This window comes from Streptomyces sp. NBC_01465 (assembly GCF_036227325.1).
Classification (GTDB): domain Bacteria; phylum Actinomycetota; class Actinomycetes; order Streptomycetales; family Streptomycetaceae; genus Streptomyces.
The window spans coordinates 2,928,137-2,941,174 of record NZ_CP109467.1 but is presented as its reverse complement, the minus strand read 5'-3'; the positions used below and the strand labels follow the sequence as shown (position 1 = coordinate 2,941,174).

The window sequence follows — 13,038 nt, the reverse complement described above, 5'->3', positions numbered from 1 at the left end:
CACCCCATGAGCCGTCTGATCCTCGCCACCCGCAACGCCGGGAAAATCACCGAACTCCACGCGATCCTCGCCGAGGCGGGCCTCCCGCACGACCTGGTCGGCGCGGACGCGTACCCGGAAATCCCCGACGTGAAGGAAACGGGCGTCACCTTCGCCGAGAACGCCCTCCTCAAGGCCCACGCCCTGGCCCAGGCCACGGGCCTCCCGGCGGTCGCCGACGACTCGGGCCTCTGCGTGGACGTCCTGAACGGCGCCCCCGGCATCTTCTCGGCCCGCTGGTCGGGCGTGCACGGCAACGACCAGGCCAACCTGGACCTGCTCCTGGCCCAGCTCTCGGACATCGCCGACGAACACCGCGCAGCCCACTTCGCGTGCGCGGCGGCGCTGGCGCTCCCCGACGGCACGGAACGAGTGGTGGAAGGCCGCCTCCTGGGCACCCTGCGCCACACCCCGGCGGGCCAGGGCGGCTTCGGCTACGACCCGATCCTGCAGCCGGAGGGCGAGACGCGAACCTGCGCGGAGATGTCACCAGCAGAGAAGAACGCCATCAGCCACCGCGGCCAGGCATTCCGGGCGCTGGTCCCGGTCGTCAGGGAACTGCTGGGCTAAACACGCGGAAGGGCCGCCCCGAGGGGCGGCCCTTCGTGTCTGTGCGGCGGAAGGGATTCGAACCCTCAAGCCGTTTCACGGGCCACAGATCCTAAGTCTGCTGTGTCGCCATTGCACCACCGCCGCCAGCCGTCAGTCATCGTACTGGGCAGGCGGTTCGGGGAGGCGTGGGGTCAGAACTTGGGGTCCGGGGTCTGGGCGTGGACCAGTTCCTCCGCCTCCTCCTTCGTTTCCACCGACGGAGGCGAGCCCGCCAGGGGCTTCTGGGCCGTTTCCTTCATGCAGGCCACCGCGATCACGCCGATCAGGGCCGCCGCCATCGAGTAGTACGCCGGCATCAGGTTCGAGCCCGTCCAGGCGATCAGGGCGGTGATCACCAGGGGTGTCGTACCGCCGAAGATCGATGCCGAGAGGTTGTAGCCCACGGAGAGCGAGCCGTAGCGGACGTGCGTGGGGAACAGGGCCGGGAGCGCTGCCGACATCGTGCCCAGGAGGCAGACCAGGGAGAGGCCCAGCATCAGCATGCCTGCCACGATCGCCGGGATCGAGCCCTGGCCGATCAGGAGGAACGCGGGGAGCGAGAGGAAGAAGAAGCCCAGCATTCCTGCCATCAGCAGGGGCTTGCGGCCGAAGCGGTCGTTGAGTTTGCCGACCTGGTTGATGATCAGCATCAGGAAGGCCATCACGGCCAGGAGGATCACCAGGCCGTGCGTCTCGCTGTAGCCGAGTTCGTCCGAGAGGTACGTCGGCATGTAGGACAGGAGCATGTAGTCCGTGACGTTGTACGCGCCTACCAGGGCGATGCACAGGACCAGGGACGGCCAGTAGTCCTTGAAGATCTTGCCCAGGTCGGCCGTTGCCGAGGTCTCCACCGCGTCCGCCGCCTCGCTCGCGCGGGCGTTCTCGTTCTCCAGTTTCTGGAAGGCCGGGGTCTCGTCCAGCTTGAGGCGGAGGTAGAGGCCGACCAGGCCGAGCGGGCCTGCCACCAGGAACGGGATGCGCCAGCCCCAGGAGTTCATGTCGGGGGTGGAGAGGACCGTGGTGAGGATCGTGACCAGGCCGGCCGCGCCCACGTAGCCCGCCAGGGTGCCGAACTCCAGGAAGCTGCCGAAGTAGCCGCGGCGCTTGTCGGGGGCGTACTCGGCGATGAACGTCGAGGCGCCGCCGTACTCGCCGCCGGTCGAGAAGCCCTGGAGCATACGGAAGAGGATCAGCAGGACCGGGGACCAGAAGCCGATCGCCGCGTACGAGGGGAGCAGGCCGATCGCGAACGTGCCGATCGCCATCAGCACCATCGTGAGGGCGAGGACCTTCTTGCGGCCGATCTTGTCGCCCATGGGGCCGAAGACCATGCCGCCGATGGGCCTTACCAGGAATGCGACTGCGAATGTTGCGAACGAGGAGAGCAGCTGGACGGTGTCTCCGGCGCCCGAGAAGAAGACATGGCCGATGGTCGACGCCAGGTAGGCGTAGATGCCGAAGTCGAACCATTCCATCGCGTTGCCGAGCGAGGCCGCCTTGACGGCCCGCTTGACCGCCGCTTCATCGGTGATGGTGATGTCGGTGCGGCGGAGTTTGGGGTTTTCGCGTCTTCTGATCGCTCGGAAGAGAGCCCGGTGGCGCTTGACCGCTTCCGGGTCGGCCTGGCTCTCGGGGCCTGCGGCCGCCATGGTGCTGTTCCTCTCGGTTGACATTCGTGTCCAAGAGAAACATCTGCACGATTGCGACGGTTGCAAACCGAAGTCCCACCTGAGTGGGACTTCGGTCACTCGTTTTCAGAGACCAAGGTCCTTGATGATCTTGGCTACGTGGCCCGTCGCCTTCACGTTGTAGAAGGCGTGCTCGACCTTGCCCTGCTCGTCGACGACGATCGTCGAGCGGATGACGCCGGTCACCGTCTTGCCGTAGAGCTTCTTCTCGCCGAAGGCGGCGTACGCCTCGAGGGTCTCCTTCGACGGGTCGCCGACCAGGGTGACCTTGAGGGACTCCTTCTCGCGGAACTTCGCGAGCTTCTCCGGCTTGTCGGGGGAGACGCCGATGACGTCGTACCCGGCGGCCGCGAGCAGGTCCAGGTTGTCGGTGAAGTCGCAGGCCTGCTTGGTGCAGCCGGGGGTCAGGGCGGCCGGGTAGAAGTAGACGATGACCTTGCGGCCCTTGTGGTCCGCGAGGGAGACGTTCTTGCCGTCCGCGTCGGGGAGGGTGAAGGCGGGGGCGGTGTCGCCGGTCTGGAGTCGCTCGCTCATCGGGGGTCCCATCGAGAAGACGTGTGCGTACGCGATTGAGCGTAATAGGGGTGCCGTGGGGTGCGGTGCGTCGCGAGCTGACAGACTGTCGACCTACGACTACCGGATACGACGGAGGCAGCGCAGTGTCGGATGTGTCGGACGCCAGGACCCCTGCGCAGATCGAGGCGGACATCAAGAGCCGGCGCGACCAGCTGGCGGTCACGCTGGACGAGATCGGTGTGCGGTTGCACCCGAGCACCGTCATCGGGGATGCGAAGGCCAAGGTCGCTTCTGCTGTCGATCAGACCGCTGGGCGGGCCTTTGTCGCCGTCAATCGCGGTGTGAGCGATGTGAAGGCCCAGTTCGTCGACGAGGACGGGGCGCCTCGGCTGGAGCGTGTGGTTCCGGTGGCGCTGGTTGTGGTGGGGCTGGTGGGGTTGCTCGCCCTCAATGCCAAGCGGCGTCGGGGCTGACCCCTTCCGTGAACAGCGGCTTCGTGGGCGGGTAGGTTCGAGTCCGTGAGCAAGGACACCACCACCCACGACAAGCTGCCGATCCGGATGCTGCACGACCGCGTGCTCGTCCGGTCCGATTCGCCCGAGGGCGAGCGCCGGTCCGGCGGCGGGATTCTGATCCCGGCGACCGCGGCGGTCGGCAGGCGTATGGCCTGGGCCGAAGTGGTCGCGGTCGGTCCCAATGTGCGGACCGTGGAGCCGGGGGACCGGGTGCTGTACGACCCGGAGGACCGTGCCGAGGTCGAGGTGCGCGGGGTGGGGTACATCCTCATGCGCGAGCGGGATCTGCACGCTGTTGCCTCCGAGCGCGGGGGCGAGGGCTCCACCGGGCTGTATCTGTAGTCCTGTGGTTGTTTGCTACCTTTGAGGGACCCCGACGAGACGCGCCGTACCGGGTTTCTGAACTGGAAAGACGACGCACCCCCTGTTGTTTCTTCACGGAGGTCGTCGTCATGGCGTGGGTTCTGCTTGTTGTTGCCGGTCTGCTCGAAGTGGGCTGGTCGATCGGGATGAAGTACACCGACGGTTTTACGCGGCTCGTGCCGAGTCTTCTGACCGGTGCCGGGATCGTCGCTTCCATGGCGCTGCTTGCGCAGGCCACCAAGACCCTGCCCATCGGTACGGCGTACGGCGTGTGGGTCGGGATCGGTGCTGCCGGTGCGGCGGTGTTCGGCATGGTGGTGCTGGGTGAGCCTGCCACCGCCGCCCGGATCTTCTTCGTCTGTCTGCTGCTGGTCGCCGTCGTCGGGCTGAAGGCGACCTCCGGGCATTAGTTCCTGTTGCCGCCGTCGGCGTTCTCGTCGGGGCCGAAGCTGAACGTCGGGGTCTCCGTCGGGAGGGTCGGTGTGTCCGTCGGGGACTCCGACGGCGTCTCCGTCGTCGGGATGTCCGTGGGGGACTCCGACGTCGGGGGTTCCGTGGACGGGGTCTCCGAGGGTGTCTCCGACGGGGTGGGCGACGTGGTCGGTTCGGGCTCCGCGCCCGACTGGAGCTCCAGGTCGAAGGGGACGGGCGTCGTGTTCTCGAGGGCGTCCGCCGTGTACTGGCCCCAGATCTGGGCGGGCGGGCCTCCGCCGTTGACGCGGCCTCCGCCGAGTGCTCCGTACAGCGCCTTCTGGTTGCCGTTCTTCGGGTCCTCGCCCATCATCGCGACGACCGTGGAGAGGGCCGGGGTGTAGCCGGCGAACCAGGCGGCCTTGTCGTCGTCGATGGTGCCGGTCTTGCCCGCGACCTCCCAGCCGGGGACCTGGGCGGCTGCGCCGGTGCCGTTCTCGACGACGCTGGTGAGCATCGAGGTGGTGGTGTCGACGGCGTCGCGCGGGGTCTTCTGGTTGTCGTCCTCGCTGGGGAGGCTGACCGTGTCGCCGTTCTTGGTGAGCTTCTCGACGAAGGTGTACGGGCGGTAGTTGCCGTGGTTGGCGAGCGTCGCGTACGCGTGTGCCATGTCGAGCGGGCTGACCTGGGCGACGCCGAGTGCCATGGAGGGGCCGGGGTTGAGGTTCACGGTCGCCTTCGGTACGCCGAGGTCGACGGCGGTGGCTGCGACGTTGTCGGTGCCGACGTCCTCGGCCATCTGCGCGAAGACCGCGTTGACGGAGTTGTCCATCGCCGTGGAGACGGTGATGTTGCCGTAGTTGCGGCCGTCCTCGTTGGGCGGGGCGTAGCCGGTGGGGCCGTCCGGGCCCTGGACCTCGCGCTGGGTGTTGCCGTTGTAGATCGTGTACGGGGTGATCGTGCGGCCGTCCTGGGTGGTGGAGTTGTTCTGCACGGCCGAGGTGAAGATGAACGGCTTGAAGGTGGAGCCGACTTGGAAGTCGCGGCGGGTGGCGTTGGAGATGTAGTGCTTGAGGTAGTCCGTGCCGCCGTACAGGGCGCGGACCTTGGCGCTCTCCGGTTCGATGGAGGCGGCGCCGATCTGGACGTAGCTGTCGACCTTCGAGCTGCCGAGTTTGTCGGTGACCTGCTGTTTTACGCTCTTGGTGAGGTCGTCCTGCTTGGACTTCTCCAGGGTGGTGGTGATGCGGTAGCCGCCGGCGGCGAGGTCGTCGGTGGAGACGACGCCTGCCGTGTCGAGGTAGTTCTTGACGGCTTCGACGATGTAGCCGCGCTGGCCGGAGAGGCCGGCGGAGGGGTGGGCGTCGGGGACGTCGGGGAACTCGGCCTCGTCGTGCTGGGCCTGGGTGATCCACTTCTCCTTGAGCATGCCGTCGAGCACGTACTGCCAGCGGGCCTTCGCCGCGGGCTTGTTCTCGGGGTGTGCGGCGACGTCGTACGCGCTCGGGGCGTTCAGGAGCGTGGCGAGGTAGGCGCTCTGGGAGAGGGTGACTTCGTTGGCGTCCTTGGAGAAGTACGCCTGGGACGCGGCCTGGATGCCGTACGCGTTGCGGCCGAAGTAGCTGGTGTTGAGGTAGCCGGCGAGGATTTCGTCCTTGGACTCGTTGCGGTCGACCTTGATGGAGATGAACAGTTCTTTGATCTTGCGGACGATCGTCTGTTCCTGGCCCAGGTAGTAGTTCTTCACGTACTGCTGGGTGATGGTCGAGCCGGACTGTTTGCCCTTGCCGGTGACGGTGTTGAAGAGGCCGCGCAGGGTGCCGGTGATGGAGATGCCGCGTTCGTTGTAGAAGTTGCGGTCCTCGGCGGCGAGTGCGGCGTGCTGGGTGGTGAGGGCGATCTTGCTGAGGGGGACGTCCTCGCGGTTGACCGCGCCGTCGATGGCGAGCTGGGTCTTGCCGTCGGCGTAGAGGTAGACGTTGGACTGGGCGGTGGCCGCGTCGTTGGGGTCGGGGATGGGGACGAGTGCGTAGCCGAGGAAGAACAGGCCGATGCAGAGGAGGAGGAAGCCGAGGATCGAGCCGAGGACCCAGCGCCAGCGGGGGACGAAGCGACGCCAGCCGGTGCGCTTGGGGCGCTTGGGCTTCTTGCCGTTCTTGCCGGGGGCGGCGGGCGCGGGCTCGGGGGCGGTGAGGTCCCGGGGTGCCCAGCCCGGGTGCTGCTGGTCCGGCTGCTCGTCGCTCATGTCTCTCCGGCCGTAATGGGATGGTATGCGCCCATATTGCACTTCTTCGGTGGCGAACCCCCGGACCCCTGGGCCCGGGCCGCAAAACCCGTCGCGGCGGCCGCCTTCGGTGGACTAGGGTCGGGCGCTTTGGTGCGTGGACGGAGGGGACCGGGTGTTACGGCTGTATGCGCTGGTCGCGGCGGGTGGGTTCCGGCGCCATGCGACCTACCGGGTGGCGACGGTCGCGGGGGTGTTCACCAACACCGTCTTCGGGTTCATCGTGGCGTACACGTACATCGCGCTCTGGGACCAGCGGCCGCACCTCGGAGGGTACGACCAGGCCCAGGCCCTGACGTACGTGTGGCTGGGCCAGGGGATGATGGCGACCGTCGCCATGATGGGCGGCGGCTTCGAGGAGGAGTTGATCGAACGGGTCCGCAGCGGTGACATCGCCACGGACCTCTACCGCCCCGCCGACCTGCAACTGTGGTGGCTGGCAGGGGACTTGGGGCGGGCCGCATTCCACCTCCTGGTGCGCGGCACGCTGCCGATGCTGCTGGGGGCGCTCGCCTTTGATCTCGCGCTTCCGGACAACCCTTTCGTGTGGATTGCTTTTGTGGTGGCCGTGGTCCTGGGGGTCGTGGTCAGTTTCGCGGTGCGCTATCTGGTGGCGCTCTCCTCCTTCTGGCTCCTCGACGGGGCGGGTGTCACGCAGATCGCCGCGCTGGTGACGATGTTCTTCTCGGGGATGCTGCTGCCGCTGAACGTGTTTCCCGGGGCGCTGGGCGAGCTGGCCAAGGTGCTGCCCTGGTCGGCGCTGCTGCAGATTCCGGCCGACGTACTGCTGGGCAAGCACACAGGGTGGGGGCTTGTGGGGGCGTACGCCTTTCAGCTGGGGTGGGCCGCCGTGCTGCTGACGGCGGGGCGGCTGCTGCAGTCCGCCGCCACCACGAAGGTGGTGGTGCAGGGTGGGTGAGGGCCGGGTGAGTGAGGGCCGGGTGCTCGGCGGGATCCGTGTCTACGGGCTGATCGTCTCGATGTGGATGCGCTCGACGATGGCCTACCGGGCCTCCTTCGCGATGACGGCCTTCGGCAACTTCGCGGCGAACGCCTTCGACTTCGTCGCGATCCTGCTGATGTTCAGTCATATCGACGCGCTGGGCGGCTACTCGCTGCCGGAGATCGCCTTCCTGTACGGGACGTCGAGCATCTCCTTCGGGCTCGCCGACCTTGCCCTGGGCTCGATGGACCGCCTCGGCCGGCGGATCAGGGACGGCACGCTGGACACGCTGCTCGTGCGCCCGGCGCCCGTCCTCGCACAGGTCGCCGCGGACCGGTTCGCGCTGCGGCGGCTGGGGCGGGTCACGCAGGGGGCGCTCGTGCTCGGCTATGCGGTGGTCGCGCTTGATATTGCCTGGACGCCGCTGAAGGTGCTGCTGATGCCGGTGATGCTGCTGTCCGGCGGGGTGATCTTCTCGGCGGTGTTCGTGGCAGGGGCTGCGTTCCAGTTCTGGGCGCAGGACGCTTCGGAGGTGCAGAACTCCTTCACGTACGGCGGGGCGACGCTCCTGGAGTACCCGCCGACGGTGTTCGCCAAGGACCTGGTGCGGGGCGTGACCTTTGTGGTGCCGCTGGCCTTCGTCAACTGGCTGCCGGCGCTGTATGTGCTGGGGCGGCCGTATCCGCTGGACGTGCCGCGGTGGCTGGCCTTCGCGGCGCCGCTGGTGGCTGTGGTGTGCATGGGGCTGGCGGGGATCGTGTGGCGGGCGGGGCTTCGGTCGTACCGCAGTACTGGGAGCTGAGGGGTTGGTTGGTGTGGACGCGGATTTCATTGAACTGGACGGACTCGAGAAGGTCTTCGACGTACGGCGCAAGGCGGGTCTTCTGCGGCGCGAGCGGACGCAGGTGCGGGCCGTCGACGGCATCAGTTTTCGCGTGGCGCGGGGCGAGATGGTCGGGTACATCGGGCCCAACGGGGCGGGGAAGTCGACCACCATCAAGATGCTGACCGGGATTCTGACGCCGAGCGGTGGGCGGCTGCGGGTCGCCGGGCTCGATCCGGCGCGGGAGCGGACGAAGCTGGCGCAGCGGATCGGGGTCGTGTTCGGGCAGCGGACCACGCTGTGGTGGGATCTGCCGCTGCGGGATTCGTACCGGCTGGCGCATCGGATGTACCGGATTCCGGATGCGAGGTTCCGGGAGAACCTGGAGCGGTGCGTCGAACTGCTCGATCTGGAGGAGCTGTTGGAGGTGCCGGTGCGGCAGCTGTCTCTGGGGCAGCGGATGCGCGGGGACATCGCGGCGGCGCTGCTTCATGATCCCGAGGTGCTGTACCTGGATGAGCCGACCATTGGTCTTGACGTCGTCTCGAAGGCCAAAGTGCGGGAGTTTCTGCGGGAGTTGAACGCTGAGCGCGGGACCACTGTGCTTCTGACCACTCATGATCTGCAGGACATCGAGCAGTTGTGCAAGCGCGTCATGGTGATCGACCACGGGCGGCTGATGTACGACGGGGCGCTGGCCGGGCTGCACGAGGTGGGGTCGGGGGTGAGTGAGCGGATGCTGGTGGTGGACCTGGAGCGTGAACTTCCGCCGGTGGAGGTGGAGTTGGTGCGGGTGGTGAAGGTTGAGGGGCCGCGGCAGTGGCTGGCGTTTCCGGCGTCGGCGTCGGCGGCGCCGATCGTGGCGGCTGTCGCTGCCTCGTATCCGCTGGTCGACCTCTCGGTGAGGGAGCCGGACATCGAGGCGGTCATCGCAAAGATGTACGCAGATCGCGGCGTTTACTAGGGTGGCGGTATGACTTCTGAACTCCCGGAGATGCGCGCCTCCGATGCCGAGCGCGAGAGGGTGGCCGAGTCGCTGCGGGAGGCCGTGGCGGAGGGACGCCTCGACATGGAGGAGTTCGAGAACCGGCTCGATGCGGCCTACAAGGCGCGTACGCACGGAGAGTTGGAGCCGCTCGTACGGGATCTGCCGGCGCCGGGGACGTTCCGTAAGGCGGGGGCGGTTGCTCCTGCTTCCTCTGCGGCTGCGGAGGGGTGGGCGGAGCGGGTCGGCGGGACTGTCTCTTCGGGTGGGGCTTTCGCTTTCTGGGGCGGGTTCAGCCGCAAGGGGCGGTGGACCGTGGGGCGGCGGTTCACGGCGTTCGCGATGATGGGCGGCGGGGAGATCGATCTGCGCGAGGCGCGGTTCGCCGAGCGGGATGTGGAGATCCGGTGCTTCACGCTGATGGGCGGGATCGGGGTGGTCGTGCCGCCCGACCTGACGGTCACGGTGCGGGGGATCGGGATCATGGGGGGCTTCGGCGACGAGGCGACCGGTGAGGGCACGGAGGGGTCGCCGCGGGTGACGGTGAGGGGGTTTGCGCTGATGGGCGGGGTGGGGGTCGAGCGGAAGGTGACGCGGGCGGAGAGGTTGCGGTTGCGGGAGGAGAAGAGGGCTCAGCGCAAGGAGTTGGGCTGAGTTCGGACGGCTGGTCCGGGCCGGGGTGGGCCTGCGCCGCCGCTGCGCGGGGCTGGTTCCCCAATCCCGCCCCTTCCCGAAACTGGGGCTCCCGCCCCAGACCCCGGGCCCCGGTGGGCGGGGGCTTCGCCCCCTGCGCCCCCGTACGCGACCTTCGGTCGCGTGTCCTCAATCGCCGGACGGGCTTGATTTGCCCGATGTGGACTTTCCGGTGTCGCATCGGAACGGACCGTATGCGGCCATTGAGCAACCCCCACTCACGCCGGCTACCTCCGCGAGAGCGGCGCCGGTTTAGGCGCAAAACCAGCCTCAGAGCCCAACCACCGGTACCGCCCGGCCCATCGCCCGGTACCCCGCATCTCCCGGGTGCAGATGGTCCCCCGAGTCGTACCGGTCCAGCATCCGCTTCGGTGCGTACGGGTCCCTGATCACCTTGTCGAAGTCGACGACCCCGTCGAAGATCTTCCCCGACCTGATCGCCGCGTTGACCTCCTCCCGGACCTCCTCGCGCGCCCGCGTCGACCGCTCGTACCCGCCGAACGGTGTCAGCGTCGCTCCGATCACCCGCAGGCCCCGCGCGTGCGCACGCTCCGTCAGGTCACGCAGGCCTGCCGTGATCGACTGTGCGTCGCTTCCGTGCAGGACGTCGTTGATCCCCAGCGCCACCAGCACCGTCTTCGCCCCGGCCCGCGCCAGCACGTCCCCGTCGAACCTGGTCAGACCTGAGCGTCCGCCTGTGCCGTCCGTCAGCAGGCGGTTGCCCGCTATGCCCTCGTTGACCACGCCGTAGCGGCCGGCCAGGCGGTCGGCCAGGACGTCCGGCCAGCGGTGGTTCGCGTCCGGGCTGGAGCGGTAGCCGTCCGTTATCGAGTCGCCGAAGGCGATGACCGTGCCCTCCGCGCGGTTCGTCAGGACGTCCACCGCCGTCAGGTAGCGCCAGTACGGGGTCGGCGCCGTCACCGCGCCGGTCACCAGGGTGGAGATCTGCTGGGTGTGCGGGTGGTACGTGACCGGGCCGCTCGCCGCGGGGGTCAGCAGGGCCACCACCAGGTCCGCGTCCGCCGCCACCTTCATCCGTACCGGGTCGGAGACCGTCTGGCCGCCCGCCGGGACCGTCACCGCCGTACGGCCCGCGAAGGTCACCTGGTGCGTGCCCACCGTGGCCCGGGTGATCCGCAGCGGCCCGGTCCCGTAGAGGTTCGAGACGGTGATCCTGGCCGCGGTGCCCCCGATGCTGGTGTGCACGATGTTGCTCACGGTGCTTCCGGGGAACCCGCGTGACGTCCCCGGCTCCGCGCCCCCCGGTGCCGCCGCCCAGGTCCCGACCCAGACGGAGGGCCTGGCCAGCTCGGAGCGGACCGCGGAGGCCGGGGTGCGGGCCAGCAGGACGATGCCCACGGACAGGGCCGCCACGACCGCCACCAGAGCGGCGAGCAGGGCGTAACCGCGCCTCAGGGTCATTTCAGGGTTCTCCTTGGGAACTCGACGTGCGTCCCGGGAGTCGCTCAGGTAGGGACAATACGTACGGGGGTCGCGGATGGACGGACGGGCGGAGCGGATGGAACGTACGAGAGGGACCGGCACCCCGGATCAGGGTGCCCCGGCCCCGCTGGGCTCCTTTGCCTTCAGCGCGGCCGACGAGGAGAAGCGCCGTGGGGTGCGCCGCATGAAGGCGACGGCCACCGGCCTGCTTCTGATCGTCTCCTTGATTTTCGTACTTGCCACCTGGGCGAAGAACAGCGGGGCCGGTTCCTGGGCCGGTTACGTCGCTGCGGCCGCCGAGGCCGGCATGGTGGGCGCGCTGGCCGACTGGTTTGCCGTGACGGCACTTTTCCGCCGTCCCCTCGGTCTTCCCATCCCGCACACCGCGATCATTCCGAACAAGAAGGACCAGCTGGGGGCGTCCCTCGGTTCCTTCGTCGGGGAAAATTTTCTCTCCGGTGATGTCGTACGCGGCCGGCTCCGTGCCCTGGGGATCGGGCGTCGGCTCGGTGCGTGGCTGGCGGAGCCGGACCACGCGGACCGCGTCACCGCCGAGCTCGCCACCGCGCTGCGCGGCGCGCTCACCGTGCTCAGGGACTCCGATGTGCAGGCCGTCGTCGGCGAGGCGATCACCCGGCGGGCGAACGCGGCCGAAGTCGCCCCCGGCGTCGGCAAGATGCTGGAGAAGGTCGTCGCGGACGGCGGCCACCGCCGCGTCGTCGACCTGATCTGCGCCCGCGCCCACGACTGGCTGACGGTCCACTCCGACTCGGTGATGGACGCGGTCCAGGGCGGCGCCCCCGGCTGGACGCCGCGCTTCGTCGACCGCAAGGTCGGCGACCGCGTCTACAAGGAGCTGCTGCGCTTCATCACGGAGATGCGCGACATGCCGGGCCACCCGGCGCGCGGCGCCCTCGACCGTTTCCTCGCCGACTTCGCCTCCGACCTGCAGTCGGACACCGAGACGCGGGCCAAGGTGGAGCGGCTGAAGTCGGAGATCGTGGGGCGGCCGGAGGTGCAGGACGTGATCGCGTCCGCGTGGTCCTCCGTACGCACCATGATTCTTTCGGCGGCGGAGGACGAGCAGAGCGAACTGCGGCTGCGTGCGCGGGCGTCGCTGATGTCGCTGGGGGCGCGGCTGTCGACGGACGAGCGGCTGCAGGCCAAGGTCGACGGGTGGCTGGAGGAGGCGGCGGTGTACGTCGTCACGACGTACCGCAACGAGATCACCTCGCTGATCACGGACACGGTCGCGGGCTGGGACGCCGACCACACCTCGAAGAAGATCGAGGCCCACATCGGCCGCGATCTGCAGTTCATCCGGATCAACGGCACGGTGGTCGGCGCCCTGGCGGGCCTGCTGATCTACACGGTCACGCAGGCGGTGGGGGGCTAGCGGCGGGTGGTCGCCCAGGAGGCGGCGGCGACTGCCCCGGCCACGGCGAAGACCGCGGGCCAGGCTCCGACCTTCTTGGCCAGGGGGTGGGAGCCGGCGAAGGCGGCCACGTATGCACCCGTCAGGCCGACGGCGGTCTTCGTGCCTGCGGCCTGCTGCCAGTCGCGCGCGGCGACCACCCCTGCGGCGGCCAGCACGGCACCGCCCAGCGGGCGCTTCCTGGTCCAGCGGGCGACGGCGTACCCGCCGACGAGCCCGCCCGCCGCGACAACTGCTGCCGGAACCTTCGCCATGACGACAACCTCCTGGTCTGTGGACCCCCGAGGTTCCCGAGGCTAACGGGGGCCG

General features: G+C 68.8%; 14 protein-coding genes, 1 tRNA gene and 1 riboswitch. Of the genes, 9 read left to right on the top strand and 6 right to left on the bottom strand.

The genetic code is table 11. The features are described from left to right. Positions 1 to 6 precede the first annotated feature (6 nt). Positions 7 to 609, top strand: coding sequence for an RdgB/HAM1 family non-canonical purine NTP pyrophosphatase (rdgB, locus tag OG707_RS13590; RefSeq protein WP_329117863.1), 603 nt, complete (start codon positions 7 to 9; stop codon positions 607 to 609). Between the two features lie 42 nt (positions 610 to 651). Here the strand turns inward: rdgB and OG707_RS13585 are convergent. From OG707_RS13585 to bcp, 3 genes are all read right to left on the bottom strand, one after another. Further along, positions 652 to 735, bottom strand: a tRNA-Leu gene (locus OG707_RS13585). Between the two features lie 47 nt (positions 736 to 782). Next, entirely contained in the window at positions 783 to 2,279 is a 1,497-nt protein-coding gene (gene proP, locus OG707_RS13580; protein WP_329117861.1) for a glycine betaine/L-proline transporter ProP, read from the bottom strand. Between the two features lie 105 nt (positions 2,280 to 2,384). Continuing rightward, entirely contained in the window at positions 2,385 to 2,852 is a 468-nt protein-coding gene (bcp, locus tag OG707_RS13575; protein WP_329117858.1) for a thioredoxin-dependent thiol peroxidase, read from the bottom strand. 125 nt (positions 2,853 to 2,977) lie between these two features. On the opposite strand from bcp, the gene OG707_RS13570 reads away from it, so the two are divergent. The 3 genes from OG707_RS13570 to sugE all read left to right on the top strand — a co-directional run bounded on the left by OG707_RS13570 (position 2,978) and on the right by sugE (position 4,122). After that, the gene (locus OG707_RS13570; RefSeq protein WP_329117856.1) at positions 2,978 to 3,307 is read left to right on the top strand and encodes a DUF3618 domain-containing protein; all 330 of its coding nucleotides are present in this window, start codon (positions 2,978 to 2,980) and stop codon (positions 3,305 to 3,307) included. Positions 3,308 to 3,394: 87 nt separating this feature from the next. After that, complete coding sequence (locus tag OG707_RS13565; protein ID WP_329127775.1) at positions 3,395 to 3,691, top strand: GroES family chaperonin; 297 nt, start codon at positions 3,395 to 3,397, stop codon at positions 3,689 to 3,691. Positions 3,692 to 3,704: 13 nt separating this feature from the next. After that, positions 3,705 to 3,771, top strand: a riboswitch (guanidine-III (ykkC-III) riboswitch). Positions 3,772 to 3,801: 30 nt separating this feature from the next. After that, positions 3,802 to 4,122: a quaternary ammonium compound efflux SMR transporter SugE gene (gene sugE / locus OG707_RS13560; RefSeq protein WP_329117853.1), complete on the top strand. Its 321-nt coding sequence runs from the start codon at positions 3,802 to 3,804 to the stop codon at positions 4,120 to 4,122. Here sugE and OG707_RS13555 read toward each other — a convergent pair. After that, entirely contained in the window at positions 4,119 to 6,368 is a 2,250-nt protein-coding gene (locus OG707_RS13555) for a transglycosylase domain-containing protein (protein WP_329117851.1), read from the bottom strand. The two genes, sugE and OG707_RS13555, sit on opposite strands and share 4 nt — an antisense overlap. A 154-nt stretch (positions 6,369 to 6,522) precedes the next feature. Between OG707_RS13555 and OG707_RS13550 the strand changes: the two genes are divergently transcribed. The 4 genes from OG707_RS13550 to OG707_RS13535 are packed head-to-tail and all read left to right on the top strand — an operon-like array spanning position 6,523 to position 9,812. Then, the gene (locus OG707_RS13550; protein WP_329117849.1) at positions 6,523 to 7,326 is read left to right on the top strand and encodes an ABC transporter permease; all 804 of its coding nucleotides are present in this window, start codon (positions 6,523 to 6,525) and stop codon (positions 7,324 to 7,326) included. Further along, positions 7,319 to 8,152, top strand: a complete 834-nt coding sequence (locus OG707_RS13545) for an ABC transporter permease (protein ID WP_329117847.1) — start codon at positions 7,319 to 7,321, stop codon at positions 8,150 to 8,152. The genes OG707_RS13550 and OG707_RS13545 overlap by 8 nt, the downstream gene beginning before the upstream one ends. A gap of 13 nt (positions 8,153 to 8,165) precedes the next feature. Further along, positions 8,166 to 9,137, top strand: coding sequence for an ABC transporter ATP-binding protein (locus OG707_RS13540; RefSeq protein ID WP_329117845.1), 972 nt, complete (start codon positions 8,166 to 8,168; stop codon positions 9,135 to 9,137). A 30-nt stretch (positions 9,138 to 9,167) separates the two neighbouring features. Further along, positions 9,168 to 9,812 (top strand): DUF1707 SHOCT-like domain-containing protein, encoded by a 645-nt coding sequence (locus tag OG707_RS13535; protein ID WP_443071485.1) that lies wholly within the window; start codon positions 9,168 to 9,170, stop codon positions 9,810 to 9,812. Positions 9,813 to 10,121: 309 nt separating this feature from the next. Here OG707_RS13535 and OG707_RS13530 read toward each other — a convergent pair whose 3' ends face one another. Further along, positions 10,122 to 11,273, bottom strand: coding sequence for an SGNH/GDSL hydrolase family protein (locus OG707_RS13530; RefSeq protein ID WP_329117841.1), 1,152 nt, complete (start codon positions 11,271 to 11,273; stop codon positions 10,122 to 10,124). A 97-nt stretch (positions 11,274 to 11,370) separates the two neighbouring features. On the opposite strand from OG707_RS13530, the gene OG707_RS13525 reads away from it, so the two are divergent. After that, complete coding sequence (locus tag OG707_RS13525; RefSeq protein ID WP_329117839.1) at positions 11,371 to 12,690, top strand: DUF445 domain-containing protein; 1,320 nt, start codon at positions 11,371 to 11,373, stop codon at positions 12,688 to 12,690. On the opposite strand, the gene OG707_RS13520 is transcribed toward OG707_RS13525, so the two are convergent. Beyond that, positions 12,687 to 12,983, bottom strand: a complete 297-nt coding sequence (locus OG707_RS13520; protein ID WP_329117837.1) for a hypothetical protein — start codon at positions 12,981 to 12,983, stop codon at positions 12,687 to 12,689. The genes OG707_RS13525 and OG707_RS13520 overlap by 4 nt on opposite strands. Between the last annotated feature and the right edge of the window lie 55 nt (positions 12,984 to 13,038).

Excerpts from the sequence above, each read along its gene's own strand:
- rdgB (WP_329117863.1), top strand. The coding sequence starts at position 7 with ATGAGCCGTCTGATCCTCGCCACCCGCAACGCCGGGAAAATCACCGAA.
- proP (WP_329117861.1), bottom strand. The coding sequence starts at position 2,279 with ATGGCGGCCGCAGGCCCCGAGAGCCAGGCCGACCCGGAAGCGGTCAAG.
- bcp (WP_329117858.1), bottom strand. The coding sequence starts at position 2,852 with ATGAGCGAGCGACTCCAGACCGGCGACACCGCCCCCGCCTTCACCCTC.
- OG707_RS13565 (WP_329127775.1), top strand. The coding sequence starts at position 3,395 with ATGCTGCACGACCGCGTGCTCGTCCGGTCCGATTCGCCCGAGGGCGAG.
- sugE (WP_329117853.1), top strand. The coding sequence starts at position 3,802 with ATGGCGTGGGTTCTGCTTGTTGTTGCCGGTCTGCTCGAAGTGGGCTGG.
- OG707_RS13555 (WP_329117851.1), bottom strand. The coding sequence starts at position 6,368 with ATGAGCGACGAGCAGCCGGACCAGCAGCACCCGGGCTGGGCACCCCGG.
- OG707_RS13535 (WP_443071485.1), top strand. The coding sequence starts at position 9,168 with ATGCGCGCCTCCGATGCCGAGCGCGAGAGGGTGGCCGAGTCGCTGCGG.
- OG707_RS13530 (WP_329117841.1), bottom strand. The coding sequence starts at position 11,273 with ATGACCCTGAGGCGCGGTTACGCCCTGCTCGCCGCTCTGGTGGCGGTC.
- OG707_RS13525 (WP_329117839.1), top strand. The coding sequence starts at position 11,371 with ATGGAACGTACGAGAGGGACCGGCACCCCGGATCAGGGTGCCCCGGCC.
- OG707_RS13520 (WP_329117837.1), bottom strand. The coding sequence starts at position 12,983 with ATGGCGAAGGTTCCGGCAGCAGTTGTCGCGGCGGGCGGGCTCGTCGGC.